The sequence below is a fragment of the Mycoplasma sp. 10961 genome (genome assembly GCF_055523525.1).
Map to the genome: position 1 here is coordinate 811772 of NZ_JBVFVD010000001.1, position 19801 is coordinate 831572.

15 protein-coding genes are annotated in these 19801 nt (G+C 28.0%); 7 read left to right on the plus strand and 8 right to left on the minus strand.

Going from position 1 to position 19801, the window contains the following annotated elements; genetic code table 4:
* Positions 1 to 377: 377 nt before the first annotated feature.
* The 3 genes from AC0B4T_RS03500 to AC0B4T_RS03510 all read left to right on the plus strand — a co-directional run bounded on the left by AC0B4T_RS03500 (position 378) and on the right by AC0B4T_RS03510 (position 4584).
* Positions 378 to 2408: a S8 family serine peptidase gene (locus AC0B4T_RS03500; RefSeq protein ID WP_465103150.1), complete on the plus strand. Its 2031-nt coding sequence runs from the start codon at positions 378 to 380 to the stop codon at positions 2406 to 2408.
* A complete protein-coding gene (locus AC0B4T_RS03505; protein WP_465103151.1) occupies positions 2398 to 3237 on the plus strand; it encodes a hypothetical protein in 840 nt (279 codons plus the stop codon). The genes AC0B4T_RS03500 and AC0B4T_RS03505 overlap by 11 nt, the downstream gene beginning before the upstream one ends.
* Positions 3238 to 3594: 357 nt before the next feature.
* Positions 3595 to 4584, plus strand: a complete 990-nt coding sequence (locus AC0B4T_RS03510) for a ribose-phosphate pyrophosphokinase (RefSeq protein ID WP_465102128.1) — start codon at positions 3595 to 3597, stop codon at positions 4582 to 4584.
* Between the two features lie 39 nt (positions 4585 to 4623).
* Here AC0B4T_RS03510 and AC0B4T_RS03515 read toward each other — a convergent pair whose 3' ends face one another.
* Entirely contained in the window at positions 4624 to 6552 is a 1929-nt protein-coding gene (locus AC0B4T_RS03515) for a DNA gyrase/topoisomerase IV subunit B (RefSeq protein WP_465103152.1), read from the minus strand.
* Between the two features lie 234 nt (positions 6553 to 6786).
* Between AC0B4T_RS03515 and pyk the strand changes: the two genes are divergently transcribed.
* Complete coding sequence (pyk, locus tag AC0B4T_RS03520) at positions 6787 to 8220, plus strand: pyruvate kinase (RefSeq protein WP_465103153.1); 1434 nt, start codon at positions 6787 to 6789, stop codon at positions 8218 to 8220.
* 309 nt (positions 8221 to 8529) lie between these two features.
* On the opposite strand, the gene AC0B4T_RS03525 is transcribed toward pyk, so the two are convergent.
* Both AC0B4T_RS03525 and AC0B4T_RS03530 read right to left on the minus strand, forming a co-directional pair.
* Positions 8530 to 9384, minus strand: a complete 855-nt coding sequence (locus AC0B4T_RS03525; protein WP_465103154.1) for a hypothetical protein — start codon at positions 9382 to 9384, stop codon at positions 8530 to 8532.
* Positions 9377 to 11446: a S8 family serine peptidase gene (locus tag AC0B4T_RS03530; RefSeq protein ID WP_465103155.1), complete on the minus strand. Its 2070-nt coding sequence runs from the start codon at positions 11444 to 11446 to the stop codon at positions 9377 to 9379. Before AC0B4T_RS03530 ends, AC0B4T_RS03525 begins: the two co-directional genes overlap by 8 nt.
* 521 nt (positions 11447 to 11967) lie before the next feature.
* Between AC0B4T_RS03530 and whiA the strand changes: the two genes are divergently transcribed.
* Positions 11968 to 12834 carry a DNA-binding protein WhiA gene (whiA, locus tag AC0B4T_RS03535; protein ID WP_465103156.1) on the plus strand — a complete coding sequence of 289 codons (867 nt, stop codon included), beginning with the start codon at positions 11968 to 11970 and terminating at the stop codon, positions 12832 to 12834.
* A gap of 46 nt (positions 12835 to 12880) precedes the next feature.
* Here whiA and rplT read toward each other — a convergent pair whose 3' ends face one another.
* The 3 genes from rplT to infC are packed head-to-tail and all read right to left on the minus strand — an operon-like array spanning position 12881 to position 14092.
* A complete protein-coding gene (rplT, locus tag AC0B4T_RS03540; RefSeq protein ID WP_465101249.1) occupies positions 12881 to 13231 on the minus strand; it encodes a 50S ribosomal protein L20 in 351 nt (116 codons plus the stop codon).
* 56 nt (positions 13232 to 13287) lie between these two features.
* Positions 13288 to 13467, minus strand: a complete 180-nt coding sequence (gene rpmI, locus AC0B4T_RS03545; protein WP_465103157.1) for a 50S ribosomal protein L35 — start codon at positions 13465 to 13467, stop codon at positions 13288 to 13290.
* Positions 13457 to 14092: a translation initiation factor IF-3 gene (gene infC / locus AC0B4T_RS03550; protein ID WP_465102564.1), complete on the minus strand. Its 636-nt coding sequence runs from the start codon at positions 14090 to 14092 to the stop codon at positions 13457 to 13459. The genes rpmI and infC overlap by 11 nt, the downstream gene beginning before the upstream one ends.
* A 243-nt stretch (positions 14093 to 14335) precedes the next feature.
* Here infC and hisS point away from each other — a divergent pair, with 243 nt between their 5' ends.
* Positions 14336 to 15679, plus strand: a complete 1344-nt coding sequence (hisS, locus tag AC0B4T_RS03555) for a histidine--tRNA ligase (RefSeq protein ID WP_465103158.1) — start codon at positions 14336 to 14338, stop codon at positions 15677 to 15679.
* Positions 15680 to 17386 carry an aspartate--tRNA ligase gene (aspS, locus tag AC0B4T_RS03560; RefSeq protein WP_465103159.1) on the plus strand — a complete coding sequence of 569 codons (1707 nt, stop codon included), beginning with the start codon at positions 15680 to 15682 and terminating at the stop codon, positions 17384 to 17386.
* 164 nt (positions 17387 to 17550) lie between these two features.
* Here the strand turns inward: aspS and AC0B4T_RS03565 are convergent, their stop codons facing one another.
* Together AC0B4T_RS03565 and AC0B4T_RS03570 are read right to left on the minus strand one after the other, a co-directional pair.
* A complete protein-coding gene (locus AC0B4T_RS03565) occupies positions 17551 to 18699 on the minus strand; it encodes an IS3 family transposase (RefSeq protein WP_465103160.1) in 1149 nt (382 codons plus the stop codon).
* 154 nt (positions 18700 to 18853) lie between these two features.
* Entirely contained in the window at positions 18854 to 19801 is a 948-nt protein-coding gene (locus AC0B4T_RS03570; protein WP_465101245.1) for an ABC transporter permease, read from the minus strand.

Consider the following 19801-nt stretch of genomic DNA (forward strand, 5'->3'; position numbering starts at 1 on the left):
CTTAAAATTTGATTTAAGCAGATAAAATAAAAAATTTTCTAAAATATCACTAAACCCAACGGATATATTAAGTAATATAATTAAAAGAACTGCGAGTAAACTTTATCCAATATTTATTTTAGGATGCACAGAATAAATCGGGAATAAGTAAAAGTATCATAAAAGTTTTCGTACATAGTTTTTTACAAACTGATATTTTTAAATTTTAATAAATTTATAAATGATAAATTATAAAGTAAGATATATATATATATATATATATATATATCTTTTATTGAATATAATAATATAAAATGTATTATATAATTATAATGTGGTCATTAAAAAGATATACCACATTATAACTCAAATAAATATTAGAAAGGAAAAACATACTTATGTTAAAAAGCATTAAAAAAAGGCTACTAATTCCTTTGGGAATAGTAGCAACAATTGGTACAGTATTAATACCCCATTCAAAAACAATTAACCAAAAAACAAATAATAATTATTGATATAGTAATTTAACTAACGATAAATTCCAAGTTAGGGAACAATCATTCGTTAAAGATTTATCAGATAATGGAGAAATAATTAATGTTCCCGTTGATAATAATTATCAATTAAAATTATTATTGAATCCAGGGTTTGAATCTGATAACATTGATTTTATTCAACAATTTAATAATGATTTTATTAATAAAGTTAAAAATAATAAATTAAAATTTATTTCTGGTAATCCAAGTAGAATAATGCCAATTATTTACTTCTACTTTGAAAAAGAAAGCGACAGAGAATATTTTACCACAAAAATCAAAGATTGAAAAGAAATTTTTCAAATAATTATTTATAAGAATGAAAATATAAAAGAATGGAATTGAGGTAATAGTTCAGGGTTTGAATATTATCGCAAAACATATTCAAATTTAAACAATGCCCCCACAAAAAGTATAAATAATTTTAAACAATCAGTGGAGGAAAATCTATCAATACTAAAAGGAGACGCAGGGCTCACAGAAAATAAAACTACTAAAATTGGTATTTTAGAAGCAGGAAATGAAAAATTTGATTATAAATACTCTGAATTTTTCAAACGTGGCTTAAAAGTAAACGAAGAATCCGTTATTGAATCTCAGTCACCACTTGAAAAACATGGTATTTTTGTATCAATGATTGCAGGTAGTCAATTTGGTGTTGATAGATCTGCTACAATTTATTTATCAAAATTTACAAATGGCACACAATGGCAAGATGCAATAGAGAAAATGGTTTTAGACGATGGTGTTAAAATTATAAATCATAGCTATGGGCCACAACTTTATTATATAGATAGTAAAACAGGTCAAAAATATATAAACCCGCAATACTTTGAAGGTTATAACGAAAATTCTTACTTTTTAGATTATATATCTCGTAAATACGGTGTAATAAATGTTATTTCTTCCGGAAATGATGGTTATAATCCAATACACCAAATTACTCAGAGTAAATTATCATTTAATTCAATTGTTGTTGGTGCATTGGGCGAAAAAGCTAACAGCAAAAATATTAAAAAAAATGAAACATCATATTATACAAACTATAACTTAGCACCTGAATATGCAACCTTAGCTAAACCTCTAGTAGTCGCGCCTGGTACATTTTACAATATGTTTTATGAATCATGAATGAAAAGAGAATATGAGTTTGATGAAGGAACAAGTTATGCAGCTCCTTTAATTACTGGGCTTGTTTCTAATTTCTTAAAAAGAAATCCAACTATTTATGCGAGTGAATTTAGGGTTCCAATTATTAAAACTATTTTATCAGCATCAGCAGTTAGTCCTAAATTTTCTAATTTAACATATAAAACCAGTGGGTTTGAACAAAAATATGGTGCAGGAACACCTGATGCAATAAAAATGATAGAAGCTGCAAATAATTATAAAACTGCAAAAGTAAATCCAACTTTAAATACTGGCAAAGATATTATTACAAGTAATGAATTATGACTAAGAAATGGTCAGAGCATTAAAATTTCAAGTTCATGATTATTTAATGCAGGTATTTTGAAAAATAATGAACCAAGATCAAATTGGTGAGGATCATTTTTAAATTTCTTTTCTAATTCGAGAAAAGCTCATGAAGAAGCAAAATGAAAAAAGACGCATAATGATGAATTATGATTAAAAGATAAAGAAACATTTGAACGGCAAGGTGGTAATTGATTTTCTGATTATAACTTAATTCTCGAGAGAAAAGATTCAAGAGGAAATTGAATAACAGTTAAAGGAGTGTATACAAAAACAAGCAACGATGAACTAATCGAATATAATGTTTTTAACTCCGGAATTTATAGATATAGAATTAATAAGGTTTCTTCAAGTACATTTGGAAATTCAGTTGACGATATAATTGCTGTAACACATGTGGTACGAAATGAAAAATAAAGTAAAAATATTATTATTTAGTGCAATACTTATGCCTATCGTAACTTTTTCTTGTTCAACTACAAATGTTCCCACTAAAGATCCTAAATCAGATAAAGAAACTTCTAGAAGTATAAAAAATGATTCAGTAACATACAAAGAAAATTTAAACATTGAAATAGATGTTGTAAAAATTCATTATGATCTAGAAAATAAACTTAATTCAATTTCAAAAATAAGTGAATTATACGTTCCGGTTTCTCAAGAGGTTTATACAAAAATTAATCAACAAAATCAAGCTAAGCATGGATATTTTTGAAAATACAAGTTTTTTGATCATGTAACAGATCCTCTTTATAGCGAAATAAATGAAAGTAAGGTTATCAAAATATCTACTAAACAGGAATTTGATAATATCATAATTAAAAGATATCAAGAGCTAAATTCAGTAGATGATTATAAACCTAAAGTATATGATATTATAAACCAATTTGAAAAAGAGTTCTTAAATTACCAAAATATTTATCAACTACTAGAAAATAATGATCTTTATATCTTACAATCTAATAAACAAGGATCATTTCATAATCTTGTTATTCCTTTTATAACTGATGATTCTCTTGAATTAAATGTTTTCTATGATTATAATACTCGAATTGGTGATGATAGAATTGTTAAAGACCAAAAGTGAAAAGTATTAAGTTTACCTAAAAAGCAAAATTTTAAACTTAATACTTATTTTGCTGATAATAAATTTAATCTCTATTACCCACTTGAAAAATCAAAAGAATATTACAATAAATTAAGCAAGTGATACAAAGAAGAATTTAAGAAATATTACAAAGATTAATTTTGAAAATAGAATTGTTATTGAGTTAAATCTGGAAAATTTCCGAATAATAAAACAAAATTAATATTTTTTAAGCATAAGATAGATATTCAAACAAACCGGAATATCCATAACAAAAGTAAAATATTAACAATTCCTACTTAAAGAACTTAGAAAAAAATGCACCAACAAAATTCTAGTGCGGCATTTTAACCAATACTATTAAACTATAATTTTTAAAACTTTTTTGAAGTAATGCTAATACTTAAAGCATTTGCATACTCATCTATCAACTTTTATTATGTCATTGGACAGAGCAAGGATTTATTAATTTTCACTAGCAAATAAATAATAATTAAATATAATATAAACATAATTATGCATAAAGAAAATATAGTTTTATTCGGAATGAAAAATTCCGAAAATTTAGCATGTGAAATTTCACAACTTTTAGATATACCAATGTCAAAAATTGAGCGAACTGTTTATGCTGACGGAGAAGTAATGCTTGTATCTGAACATACCGTGCGAGACAAAGATGTCTTTTTGATTGCCAGCACTTCTCGCCCCGTTAATGATAATATTATGGAACTGTTATTATTTGTTGATTCATTAAAACGTGGTAGTGCAAAGTCTATTAATGTTATTTTAAGTTATTACGGATATGCACGCCAAGACCGTAAAGCAAGTGGGCGCCAATCAATTGGTGCTAAGTTAGTTGCAGATTTATTGCAAAAAGCAGGAGTAAGTAAAGTAACTTGTGTTGATTTACACAATCCTTCAATTCAAGGTTTCTTTGATATTCCAGTTGACGAATTAAAAGGCCAATATCCAATTGCTTATGCTCTAAAGCAAACTGGAGAAAAATTTACCGTTGTATCACCAGATCATGGTGGGACAGTTCGTGCAAGAACCCTTGCTGAATTAATTGCAGATACAGTGCAAATTTGCATTATAGATAAACGACGCACTGAAGTTAACAAAACAGAAGTTATGGGTATTTTAGGCAATATTGAAAACCAAAATGCTGTAATTATTGATGATATTATTGATACCGGCGGAACCATTTTAAAAGCTGTTGAAACCTTAAAGCAAAAAGGTGCTAAAAAAATCATCGTAGCTGCTTCACATGGTATTTTTACAAGAGGTTTTGAAATCTTTGAAAATCATCCTGATGTTGACCAAGTTATAGTTACAAATAGTATTGACAATAGCGCATGGTCTCAAAAATTTAAAAAACTAAAAGTTATTTCGCTTGGTCCATTTTTAGCAAGAGTAATAAATGCAACTCTTACAAAAAACAGTATTTCATCAGTTTATAAAGATTTTCGTAAGGAAATTTCAATTTGTACAAAGGAATCCTGTTAATAAAAAATATATTCAAGTTTTAAACTTGAATATATTTTTTTATACCTTCGCAAATTTTTCTAAATAATCATCGTAGTCATCAAATATGATATTGCTATCTATTCAATCCTTACGTTTAGTTGAATCATTCCCCATAAGTGTGCTAATACGCCTTTCTGCTAAATATGCATCATTAATTGTAGCACGTATTAATGTACGAGACTTAGGATCCATGGTAGTTTCCCATAGCTGATCTGCATTCATTTCTCCAAGACCTTTATAGCGTTGAATTTCAAAATTTGAACCTTTTGATTCAAAAGTATCCCTAAGTTCTTGCTCGTCTCAAAGATATTGACTTTTTTTGCTTGTTTTATTAGTTATTTTATACAGGGGCGGGATTGCTATATATACATAACCATTTTCAATTAATGGTTTCATATAGCGGTAAAAAAATGTTAACAATAAACATTGAATATGGGCCCCATCAGTATCGGCATCTGTCATAATTATAATTTTGCCATACTCTGATTTAGTTAAGTCAAAGTTCTTGCCAATCCCAGCACCTACTGCATTGATAATTGTTACAATTTCTTCATTTTTTAAAAGTTCTAATAGGGAAATTTTCTCAGCATTAATTACTTTACCTCTTAATGGTAAAATAGCTTGAAAATTACGATCTCGCCCACTTTTTGCCGAGCCGCCAGCTGAATCTCCTTCAACTAAAAATAACTCACGCTCGTGTGCTTTTTTTGAACTAGCAGGGGTTAATTTATCACTAATAATTTTCTTACCTGATAAAGTTTTTTTAGAAGTTCTAATTTCTTCACGCTTCTTTTTAGTTTCTAATCTTACATCATATGCTTTACGAATTTTTTCTATAATTATTTTAGCAAGTGGTTTGTTTTGACTAAGTCATGATTCTAAGAAACTAGAAGCAACTTCATCAACACATGCTTTAGCCTCTGGTGTTCCTAATTTATCTTTAGTTTGACTAACGAATTCAAGCATATTTTCGGGTATTTTTACCGATATTATGCAAGTAAAACCTTCCATAATATCGGTAATATCAAACATATTATTTCCTTTTAAATATCCATCTTTATGGGCATATTCATTAATAATTTTATTAAAAGCAGATTTAATGCCTAAAACATGTGTTCCGCCATCTTTAGTTTTAACATTATTAACAAAACTAAGTATTAAACCATCATTATATGAATCATTTCATTGAAATGAAAAATGAACCTCTATATCTCGATTTATTTCCTTATAAGAAACAGGGGGATTTAGTGGAGTTCGGGTATTATTTAAAAATTCAAGGAATTTAACTAATCCATTGTTATATCTAAACTTTTGTTCTAAATTATTAATTTCATCATAAAGTTCAATTTCTAACCCTGAAATTAAAAAAGCACTTTCTTGCAACCTTTCAGCAATTCTTTCAAAACTAAATTTGGCTTTTTTGAATAAAGCATATTCAGGTCAAAATTCAACTATTGTCCCAGTTTCTTTTGTTTTACCAATAATTTGAGTTCTTTGAATTATTTTATCTCGGGCAAATTCAGTGTAATACAATTTTCCCCCCCGGGCAATTGTCGCACTTAATTTTGTAGAAAAAGCATTAGTTACACTTGATCCAACACCATGCAATCCACCTGAAACTTTATAAGTATTAGAATCAAATTTTCCACCAGCATGTAATTCAGTAAAAACAATTTCTACCGCCGTTTTCGATTCATTTTTTGCTTTATCCACTGGGATTCCTCTTCCATTATCTGAAACATAAATTGATCCATCCCCTCGTAATTTAACAATTATTTTTGAAGCATATCCTGCTAATGCTTCATCAATAGAATTATCAACTATTTCTCAAAGCAAATGATGTAAACCATATACATCAGTTGAACCAATATACATACCTGGTCTTTTACGAACAGCATCAAGACCTTTTAATTGTTTAATATTCTCCGCAGTGTAATTATTTTCCATAGTTATATATTATAATACAAAATAATTTTTGTTTAATTATAAAAACAATATCCCATTAAAATGGTCTATTACTATATAACAAAATTTTAGAAAAACAATTTTAATAAAACATAATAATTAAGTTATTAAAATTGTTTTTTTTGTTACAATTATATTAATATTAATCTAAAATATCAGTAAATCTTAGAATAGTATAAATTTTCAAAATCAAAAGAATAGGGAGTTTAATTACAAATGAAAATTACAGACAAAAGAACAAAGCTTGTAGCGACTATTGGTCCTTCAAGTGATAACTATGAAACATTGCGTTCATTAGTGGAAAATGGTGTAACCACTATTAGAGCTAACTTTAGCCATGGTTCTCACGAAGAACAATCTAATAAATTCAAGCTTGCAAAGCAAGTAAGTAAAGACTTACAAATTCCAGTATCTTTAATGTTAGATACTAAAGGTCCAGAAATTAGAATTGGAAAAATGAAAGAAGGTGGTCAAGTTGTTGAAGCCGGAAATTACTTATTAATCCATACAACAGCAGATAAATACAAAAACCTAGAAGGTACTGCAACCGAAATTAGTGTTGCTTATGACATGGCTCAAGACCTTCAAATTGGTAACCAAGTGTTAATTGATGATGGTAAATTATCTACTGTTGTTACAGAGGTTGGGCAAGGTTATGTAAAAGTTAGAGCCGAAAACACACATAAATTAAAAACAAATAAACGTGTTAATTTACCTGGCGTTGATTTCTCATTACCATTTTTAGCTGAAAAAGATATTAACGATGTAAAATTTGGTATTACACAAGGAATTAACTATGTTGCAGCATCATTCGTTAACTCAGCAAAAAATGTTAATGAATTAAGAAAATTACTTGATGAAAATGGTGGACAACACGTTCAAATTATTTCAAAAATCGAATCTCACTTAGGATGTACAAATATCGATGAAATTATTGAGGCATCTGATGGTATTATGGTTGCTCGTGGCGATTTAGGGTTAGAAATTCCTTATTACGATGTTCCATACTACCAAAAGAAAATGATTCGTAAATGTCGTGAAGCTGGAAAAATGGTTATCGTAGCAACTCAAATGCTTGACTCAATGGAAAATTCACCTCACCCAACTAGAGCAGAAGTAACAGATGTTTACTATGCTGTAGAATTAGGAGCTGACTCAACTATGCTTTCAGGAGAAAGCGCTAATGGTTCATTCCCAGTTGAAGCAGTTAAAACAATGACAGCAATTTCAAGACGTGCAGAAAAAGAATTCTACTCAAGAAATTACTACGAAAGACAATTAGAAAGTGTATGACAAAATTCAGACCAAAGTGACAAACGTACTAGAATTGCATACGAAATTGCTAAAAAAGTTAAATCTGGCGAATATAAATATATTGTTGTACTTTCAAGAACTGGGGAATTATTAAAACGTGTTGCAAAATTCCGTCCTAACACCTTAACTATTGGTATTTTAAATGACGAAAAATTATTAGGTGGTTTTGGGGCTTATTCAGGTGTTTTTGTTTCTGTTGACTCAAAAACATTATTCCCATTAATTAAGGAAAGCACGTGCAAAGGTGTAGAGGCATTAAGACCATACGGCATTCAAACAGGTGATAAATACATCGTTGTTGAGAACGATAAATTTACTGAAAAAGTTGTTGCTTAATTCACAAAGTATTCGAAAGGATACTTTGTTTTTAATTCTATTAATTTCCAAATAAAAAATATAAACTATGCAATACCAAAAAAACTTGCATTTTAACTTTTCCTTAAGAAGCTTATTCAGAAAAATCTCGTAAACATGAGTAAAATACTGTTTACAAACATATAAACTATTAATTTTTTAAAGAAAAACTTATATTTGACAATTTATATAAAAATAGTTTAAAAAAGTTTAAGCATTGAAAATATTAAATAATAAATCTAATAACAATTTTTATCAACAAAAACAATATAAAACCACTTAAGTTAAAACTTAAGAGGTTTTATTGACTGTTTTACCTTTTAAATAGTGTTTTAAAAATACATTTTTATATCAATCATGGACTTCATTCCTAAAATCACGGGATGTCGTCTCAAAATCTCTTGCAATATCTTTAAATGTAAATTTAAATCCTTTTTTAATTAAGAAAACTTCTCAAATACGGGACGGATCTGGTCGATAAACAGTTGGCACTACAAAAGCTGATGGATCCAGTTTAGGGTATGTGCCAAATGAAGTTATTATTACTTCATTATTATCATAAATTGGAATTATAAAGCCACCAACCGGAGATTTATTCTTACCAGAAAATCTTTTTATAAAAATGACATTGTTTTCTAAAAGTTCATAGGCATCTTGTTTATTTAAATATAATTCTTCAAATAGTTTTTTTATCTTTAAGTCATTGTTATATTCATCAGATTGATTCAGTTCTTTAAATCTTTTGATAATGTAAGTATCGAACTGCTCTTTAGTAGTTATTTGAACATAGGTAGCTTGAAGCCATTTTTCATTTTTAAGATCATCTAAATAAGGAGGAAAATTACTGAAAAATGTTATATTAAATGTGTCGATGTCTTTTTGCTTATATTGTTCTTTAATTGTTTTTTGATCTTCCTCTAATCATTCTTTAGGGGCAAAAACCCCTTTTTTTGTAAGTGGTTCATATACTTGGTAAATATCTTCATACATTTCTTTAAGTTGATTTTCGTAATATTCATCTGGCTTATCTGCTATAATAACAGGAGGTTCGTTTCTAACAGGTTGGCTATCATTGCATGAAAATAAAGTTATAGGAACTACTAAAGTCATGAGACTAATTAGCAATTTTCTAATTATTTTATTCATTTTTAACCACGTGAGTAGTTGCTATTAAATCATATACAGAATTGCTAAAGTCATATTTCTCATACTTTTTAATGCGATATCTATAAGTCCCTGAAGAAGTTGCTTTATATTCAAGTAATTCATCATTACTCACTGCAGACTGAATCATCTTCACAACAACCCATTTTCCATTTGATTCCTTTTTTTCTAAATATAAGTCATAATCAGAAAATCAATTGTTGTTTTGACGTTTAATTGCCTCAGATTGAGTCAAACGAATCTCAGATTTATGAGATAAATCTCATATTTTACCCTCGGCAATAGTTTTTTGTTTTTCTAGTTCTTGGCTTCTTTTACGTGATGGAGAAAAGAAATTTAAAAATGAATTTCACCAACTTGTATTTTCTTTATACTCTGGCCTAACTTCAGATTGATTTAAAAGACCAGCATTAAACATTCAGGAACTAGATATTTTTATAGTTTGATTCTTTTTTAAATTTATTTCTTTACTTGAAAATACAAAACCACTATCATTAGTTGGATGAATTTTTAGTGTTGAATAGTTGTTAGCTGCTTCTAACATTGTTTTAAAATCTACTGTTCCAGCACCAAATTTTTGTTCATAACCACTTGACTTATAGGTTAAATTATCGTGATTTGGACTAACAGCAGATGCCGATAAAACTGCTTTTACAATTGGTATTTTATAATCACTATTTCTAATATCTGATCTATATTTGAGTAAATTAGAAATTAAACCAGTAACGACTGGTGCAGCATAACTTGTTCCATGCTCATATTCATTAACATTATAAACTGGATCATAAAAATATGCGGGAGCAACAACTAATGGCTTTGAGATATTTTCGTATTCTTTATGCAACCTATAATTAGAATAATCCGCTACAGTGTTATATTTTAAGTTTGTTTTTGTTGATCAATCAGATAATGCTCCTACAATAACAGAATTAAACGATAATTGTGGTCCTGTAATAAGGTGATGATCATCTTTCCCCTCATTACTTGCGGAAAAGACATTTATTACCCCATACTTGCGTGTTATATAGTCTAGAAAATATGCATTTTCAGAGTAACCTTCTAAATATTTGGGATGAATTTTTTCAGTACCATTTACGTCATAGCGCATTGTGTAACCATAACTATGGTTAATTAATCTTATGCCTTCTTCTTTAACCATTTTTTCAATAATTGACATTCATTGACCATCAAATTTATTAAATGTGTGTAAGTGTATTTTAGAAGTTTTATCTATACCGTGTTTGCTTCCAACTATCATCGAAACAAATGTTGAATGGCTTTTGTAATAATCATCTTTTTTATCGTTAAGATCATTTATTTCAATTCCGCCTTTAAAGTGCTTTTGATAATTTTTATCAAATGGGTAAGCTCAAGCCTCAAGTACTCCTACTTTATTAACATATGAATTATCTAAATATCCTGATGCATTTGTAATATCAATGTTTTTATTGACACTTTGCTTGTATTTTTCTAAATTTGAATCAATTCCATATCTCATATAATTGTTTGTTTTAATACTTTGGTTATAAAGATATGCAGAGGAACTGCCATAACTTTGAGAGGTATAATTTTGTGGACTAGTATTTTTGTTTTCAAAAATAATAAATTTGTAAATTTCATTCCAATCTTTAATTTTATTGACAAAGTTTTCCCTATCTGTTTCGTTTTCAAAATAAAACCATACAATAGGCATTATTGATAGTTTTTCAAATGATTTATAAATTAAATTATTTTGATTAACTTTATTTATAAAATCGTTATTAAATTTAGTTAAAAATTCTTCATTTTCGGTTTCAAAACCTGGGTTTAACAATAGTTTTAGTTCAAAGTCATTGTTAGCAGGAATAGAAATAGCCTCGTTATTTTGGTTTAAAGCAATAGTTGTTCCTTGACCTCTAACTTCAAATTTTTCATTATTAAGATTTTCATACCAGAAATTTGTTTTTTGTCGATAAGTATATGGTGATGATATAAATATCGTAAGTGCGCCCAAAAAAGCACCAGAAGGATATAAAATAAGTTTTTTTATTCTTGATTTATTCATTTGTTCTCCTTTGTTAATTTCTAAAAATAACAATAAGCCAAAAAAACCTAATTCTAAACAGTTATAAATATGTCTTTGATATCTCTTGACCTATTATAATTATAACATAATATACAATAAGAAAAAAATTGCAATGTGCATTTTAGAAAAGTATAAATATAAAATGGAAAAATATAATTCTTAATATTTTTTATTCTGCTTAAAAACTATTTTGTATATTTTGTTTTTTTGAAATTTTTACCAGAATGTTCATTAGATGCTCTAATTCCATGATTTTAATGATTGTTCAAATTTTTTTAAAATTTATTATTCTAATATCATAATTCAAAACTTTCAGATAAAAATTACCAAACCAATATATTAATGTTACATTTTTAAACTTTTATATTGCAGCTAATAATTTGCGTTAATTGTTTATATGGTTTCAACTTTTATAAATATTATCATTAATTACTAATAAAACATAAATATATAACTATGATATAATAAGTAAATTCTATAAGATTAGTGGGGGCAAAAATATGAAAAATAAAGTATCCTTTACATCAAAAATAAAAAAAGAAATCTTAATAAATTCAAAAAAACCTCTTGAAGATTTATATCTTTTAAAAGGTTTGTTTTTTGCTAACTCTAAATTAGACAATGATTACTATACTTTAATTATTAAAAATACTTATATTAAAGATAAAATTATAAATAAAATAAAAAAACTGAATTTGAATTTCCTCTCTAAAGATGAATGAAAGCAGAAAATAATGCTACACAAGGACTCAATAAACTTCACTAACATTTTTAACAAAGAGGAGTATTTAACATCTTTTTTTGCAGGAGTATTTTTAGGATCTGGTAATATTTCAGATATTAATTCTACTTCATACCATCTTGAAATCTCTACCCTATCTTTAAAAAAAAGTAGTCAAATCTTAGCCAAACTTAATAAATATAATTTTAATTTCCACTTACTTAAAAAACGTAGACGCTATGTTTTATATATTAAAAAAATAGATGAATTACTAGATTTTTTATCAGCAATTGCTGCTAAAAAGGCATGGTTTGAGCTTCAAAATGTTAAAATATTGCGAGATAAAGATAATGTTTTAAATAGAATTAATAATATTGATTTTTCAAATCTCCAAAAAGTTGCTAATAGCTCAATTAAACATATTGATAATATTAACTATATGTTCGAAAATAACTTAATTAACTTATTTTCAAATGATCAACTAATGTTTTTTAGGCTTAGAATTGAAAATCCGTGACTGTCATTAAATGAATTAGTTTTAATGCAAAATGAGCAAAATGACAATAATATTACTAAAAGTGGCGTTAATCATTGGCTTAGAAAACTTGACAAGGTAGTAAACAACCATAAAAATAATAATGAATAAAAAGTATTGGATTACTCCAATACTTTTATATTATATACATTAGTTATTAAGCATTTTTTGCTAATTCAACTAACATTGAAAAGGTTTTTGGTTCATGAATTGCTAATTCAGATAACATTTTTCGATTAACTAAAATGTTTGATTTTTTAAGACCATTAATAAATTTTGAATAACTAATTCCTTCTGCTCTAGTTGCAGCATTAATACGAGCGATTCATAATTTACGGAAGTTTCTTTTAACTTGTTTACGGTCTCTAAATGCATATGTTCATGATTTAACAACAGCTTGCTTTGCTACTTTATAACCAATTGATTTATGTCCAAAGTAACCTTTTGCTAATTTTAGTCATTTTTTACGTCTAGCTCTTGTAACTGTTCCGCCTTTAACTCTTGCCATATTTTATTTCCTTTCTTAATAATAATTATAAATATCTTGAAACCTTGGTAGCAAGATTAGATTAAAGCTTTAAATCTCTTTAAGTCACTCTTAGACATTAAAACAGATTTACGGGCATGACGTTTTTGTTTGGTTGATTTATTTTGTGCTAAGTGTGAACGGTAAGCTTGTTCTCTTAAGATTTTACCAGTTCCAGTAACTTTAATTCTTTTCTTTAAAGCACTTTTAGTTTTCATTTTTGGCATTTTTTTCTCCTTGTTCAGAATCAGATGAGGCATTAGCAACTCCCTGATTCTTTTCTTTTAAGTATTTAGCGATTTTATTTTTATTGGGTTGGAGATTCATATCTAAAAAACGATCATTTACTAATTTAGGTTCGGTAGTTTTATCAGCTATATCTTCTAATGAAGTAAAGAATCTATCTAAAACCACTAAACCTAAGTCTTTTCTCCCTATTTCGCGACCTCTAAGTTTTACGGATACTTTAATACGATCACCATCAAGTAAAAAATCACGTGCTTTTCTACTCTTAGTTAATAAATCATTTTCACCAATCATTGGTGTTAAACGAATTTCTCTATTTTGAATATTCGTTTGCTTTTCCTTGATTTCTTTTTGTTTTTTCTTACGGTCGTATTTAAACTTACCATAATCTAGAATTCTTACAATAGGTTTTGGATCAACACTAATTAACACTAGATCCATTTTTTGACTTATTGCCAATTCCAGAGCTTCACCCTTTGTTCGTACACCAACTTTTTCACCATTTGAATCGATAACAAAAACCTTTGGATAAGGGATATCATGATTTACAAAATGCTCTGCAACAGGCCTTTTTCTTTTATCTGAATGATTAATAATTTCTCCTTATTAAAAATAACTTAAAAAAGTAATCGCACTCGACCTACCAAAAGCACCATTATTGATGCATTTAATTGTAGCTAAACCCAAGGCTATAGGGCCATCAGGTGAGAAGTGATTCTACTTTCTGCAATTAAACATATTGCTTATATATTTTAACAAAAAAAGAATTTTATTTAATTTGTTTTTTAAACTTTTTGCTGTTATATTATAATTATATAAATATTAAAATTAAGGAGTTTTATGATAAGTAAAATTAAAGGAACAATCGATTATTCCCCAGAAAAAACACAAATTAGAAATCATATTTTTGATGTGGCTCGTATTTTAGGACAACAGCAAGCATACCAAGAAATTGATACCCCTATTATTGAAAACCAAGAAGTATTTTCAAGAAGTGTTGGAGATTCCGATTTAGTTCGAAAAGAAATGTTTCAATTTACTGATAAAGGTAATAGAAATATTGTATTGCGACCAGAAGGAACAGCAAGTTTTGTAAGAGCTTATGTTGAAAATAAATGGAACACACTCCCAAATCAAAAATTCTTCTATATAGGTCCCATGTTCCGTTATGAGCAACCTCAAAAAGGTAGATACCGCCAATTCTATCAAATTGGCTTTGAGCACGTAGGAGAAAAAAATTATTTAAAAGATTTAGAAGTAATTTTATTAGCTAATAATCTTTTAAGTGTTTTTGCTAATGATGACTTTACCTTAAAAATTAATACAATTGGCGACAAACAAACAAGAGATAAATATTCACAAGCCTTAAAAGAATATTTTCATCCTTATAAATCACAACTTTCAAGCATTTCCCAAGAAAGACTTGAAAGTGGTAATGTATTACGTATTTTAGATGATAAAATTGATTCACAACTTGGTTTTGTTAAAAAAGCTCCTAAAATTTCAAAATATTTATCAAGTGAATCAAAAACATATTTTGATAATTTATGTAAAGCTTTAAAAGATTGAGGTGTTGATTATAAGGTATCAGAGGATTTGGTTAGAGGATTGGATTATTACGATGAAATAGTTTTTGAATTTATTGCAACATCTCGCTCTGATAAATCACAAGCTGCAATTATTGGTGGTGGAAGATATTCTAATTTAATTAGTGAGCTAGGCGGCCCATCTTTGTCTAGTGTTGGTTTTGCTTTAGGGGTTGAACGTTTAATTGACTTTTTTGCTAATAGTGAATCATTATCAATTGAAAACCTAAAAGAAGCAGACCAAAGCACTAAGCTTTATTTGTGTGCTTCAAATAAAGAGGCAGATATTGCTGCCTTAATGAAATTTTATATTGCTTTAAGTCAAATCCCAAACTTCCAAGCTATTTTTGAATTTAGCTTAGTTAAATCTAAGAAAGTGCTTGAAAAAGCAAGCAAATATAATGCTAATTACATTATTACAACTGATTTAAAATATCCAGATTTATTTATTATAAAAAACTTAGAGACTAAAGAAAGAATAACATTCTCAAAGCAAGACGATGGAATTACTTCACTTGTTAATTTCCTAATTAATGATATTGAACAAATACAAGAAGATACTTTAAGTGCTCTGGAAGAACTTTTAGAGGAGGAATAAATGACAAAAAAAATTAATAATAATCAATTAAGAAAAGAAAATATTGGTCAAATTGTGACTTTATATGGCTGGGTAGCAAACAAACGTAAATTTGGAGAATTAAACTTCGTTGACCTACGTGATAAATTTGGTATTACTCAATTAATATTTAATCAACCAATCAACTTTACTAAAGAAAGTGTTTTAGAAGTAACAGGTAAAGTAGAACTACGGAAAGATATTAATAAAGATCTGCCTACTGGTGAAATTGAAGTTATAGTAAAAGAATATAAAGTTTTATCTAAAGCGGCAAATGAATTACCATTCCAAATTCGTGATGATATAGAAGTTAAGGAAGAATTAAGGCTACAAAATCGCTTTCTAGACTTAAGAAGACCAATAATGCAAAAAACACTTTCATTACGTAATAAATTTATTTTTGCTCTCAGAGAATTTTTGCAAAACCAAGACTTTATGGAAATTGAAACCCCAATTCTTTCAAAAGCCACACCAGAAGGGGCCAGGGATTTCTTAGTTCCTACTCGTAATTTAAATAGTTTTTATGCATTACCTCAAAGCCCTCAATTATTTAAACAATTGTTAATGATTTCAGGTTTTGAAAAATATTTTCAAATTGCCAGATGTTTTCGAGACGAAGATTCACGAAAAGATCGCCAACCTGAGTTTACTCAACTAGACATTGAAACCAGTTTTACTGATGTTCAAGACTTTCAAACATTGATTGAACAAATGTTCCAATATGTTATGAAAAAAACAATGAATGTTGAAATAAAAATTCCTTTTGAAAGAATTACTTATGATGAGTCTATTTCCAAATATGGAAGTGATAAACCTGATTTACGTTTTAAAAATCATATTATTGATATTAATGATTTTTGTGCTGAATCGGATTTTAACATTATTAAAGAAGCATCAAGCAAAAGATTATTAAAAATTTCTGAACGAATAAGTAAAAAACAATTTAAATCATTAGAGGAAATTGCTAAGAAAAATGGAGCAAATGCCTTGTTTTACTTTGTTGTAAATAATGGAGAAATAGACCATTCAAACTTTGCATCAAAAGTATTCGAGCCCGTTCAAAAGTTAATTAATAGCCAAACAAAACAAGATGGTACATATTTAATTGTTGCAAACAATTACCAAAAGGCATCACAGGCCTTAGGTGCTTTAAGAACAGAATTAAATACATGATTCAATTGAGCATCAAATGAATATGCATTTAAATGAATTATTGACTTTCCTATGTTTGAATATGATCATGAAACAAGCTCGTGGGCTGCAGCACATCACCCATTTACTCAATTTAATCATTCATTAGAAGAAATTAATGAATTAGATAAATCACAAATCAAAGCTAAAAGTTATGATTTGGTTTTAAATGGTTTTGAGCTTGGATCAGGATCTGCCAGAATCTTTGATCAGGAAACTCAAAAAACTGTTTTTGAATTAATTGGAATGGATGAAGAAACACAAAAATCTAAATTTGGGTTTTTCCTAAATGCATTAGAATATGGTGTTCCACCTCATTGTGGTATTGGTTTAGGAATTGACCGAATCATCATGATTTTAGCAGGTTATAGTAGCATTAGAGATGTTATCGCCTTCCCAAAAAATTCTAAAGGTGAGGATATCTTTACTGGTGCACCATCAAATGTTGCACAAGATCAATTAGATGAAATTTATTTAACTATTAAAGATAATAAGTAAAATCAACCTATTTAAATAGGTTGATTTTTTACATTTAAATTAATCATGCTGACATGTAATAAAATTCATGATATAAATAAACTGGGAAATTTTTTTCGGACAGTTTTACCTTCCCCAACCATACCATTTGGCTAAGCCAAACGGAATGCTTTGGGAAGGTTTTTTTATCTTATTCTTTTATAATTATATCAGTTTATAAATTCTTTGATTTTTTGTGATAATTCAATAAAAGTAAGTCTTTTACAGGTTTGATCAAAATTTGGGAAAATTTCACTTTTAAGAATTGAGAAGAAATACTCAATTTCACGATTGTCAAGACTATTACCAATTCTTGACATTGATATTTTACCTTTTAGTGATTTTATTTTCTTAGTATATTCAAGCGAAGAATAAGCAGATCCATGGTCAGAATGTAAAATAAAATTATTTTTGAATTTTGTATTACTGATATTATTCAAAATTAGTTCGGTATCATTTCTAAGTGATAATTCATAGGTCACAAACTTAGTTTTATGGTCGATAATTGCGGATAAATAGATATGATTTTGCTCAATGTCTTTTGGTGCTGGTATGTAGGTCACGTCTGTTGCATATATATTATTGTTGATTGAATTATAATCTCGTTTTACTAAATCAGGCACTTTAACTCAAGTATTTTTAGATTCTTTGTTTTTACGTTTTTGTCTAACAAATGTTTTTAAATTAAGTTTTTTCATATAATTCCCAAGGGTTCTAGGATTTATTTGAATATTATATTCTTGGAAAATATATTTAGCAAGTCTCCTTCGTCCATACCTTTCTTTATTTTCGGCAAAACTTTTAAAAATTATTTCTTTGTGTTTGACATTTATCTCTTTAGACTTGTTGTTATCTTTCAATTTCTCATAATATGTGGATCTTGCTATTAAAAAAATTTTTGCCTTGTATTTTGATGAAAGATTTTCAATTTCTTTAATATTTTTAATATCTGCATCAATATTATTTTCATTAAAAATTCGATAGTAGTATTTTATAACTGCATCTTTTTCATCATCTTTAAGAGTATTAATTCATGTATAATCGAGAACTTTCTTTTTCTTTCTCCCAACACCTTTATCTTTCTTGGGTGATTTACCGCTTTGTGATTCTATGTTCATATTTAAATTATACAGTTTTCTTTTCTTTAACATATTTTTCATTGATTCTTTATTGCAGTATGCTTTTCTGATGTCAAAACAGAAATTTTCAAATTCTGCTTTGGTTATTCCCAGGTTCAAGTATTTATCATATAAGTCAAAAATTTTGATTCATTCTTTAGCCTTTAAATGTCTCATAACTACCTCTTTTTCTTTATATTAAAAATATTCGGATTTTGTCCGAATATTTCTTCCCTGTCTAAAATGATAATAAATTATATATAACTTAAAAAAATAAAATAACAACCAAATATTGGTTATTATTTTATTGTTAAGTGAGTAATGTGTTTTATTACCTCTTGGACTTATCATAAGGTATACCTGCAGCTGCAGGTCCATATGAATTCTTACTTGAAATAATCATAATAATTAAGGTAATTAAGTATGGGATCATTGCTAATAAATCTGCAAATTTACTTAATGAAGCACCAAGGGTATTAATTCCATAGAATGAGAATGCAAGTAAGAACGAGAAGAATAATGACACAATTACTGAAAAACTAATTTTTCATCTTGAGGTAATCATAATGGCTAGGGCGATGAAACCAAACCCTTGCACATCTTTTGAAAGTGAAAAAATATTAATTTGCACTTGAGCATAGATCGCACCAGCGATCCCCGCAATAAATCCAGATATCGCTAGACCTTGTCATTTAATACGATTAACATTTACTCCGGCTACATCAGCTGCTTGAGGGTTTTCACCAACAGATCTAAATCTTAAACCTCATCTTGTTTTTCTAAGTGCAAACCATGAGGCTATAGCTACTATAATAACAACTGCTAATTTAAATGAAACAATGTTACGGTAAGTTCCAATTGCAGGAGATAAAGCTAATTCTTCACGTCCTCTAAATACAATAACTGATCCTGCTTTTTGAGTTCTGGTTGTTAAGTATAAAACTACCATTGCCGCAATACCAGTTGCTAAAACGTTAATAGCAAAACCAGATATCGTTTGGTCTGATTTGAATTTAACAGCTGCTAAACCAAATAATAGACCAAATAATACAGTAACAAGTCCAGCCAATAAAGTAAGTGGAATTTGTGACCAAGCACTAGTAATATTTAGTGAATCAGTAAAGATGACACTAAATATTGAATAAACAGCTGCGCCAAAGACCATAAATCCATTAATAGCAATATTAACAGTTCCAGATCTTTCAGAGAAAATACCTGAAATAGTACCTAATAGAAGGATAACAAAGAAGAAAAATGTATAACTAAGAATTATTTCCAT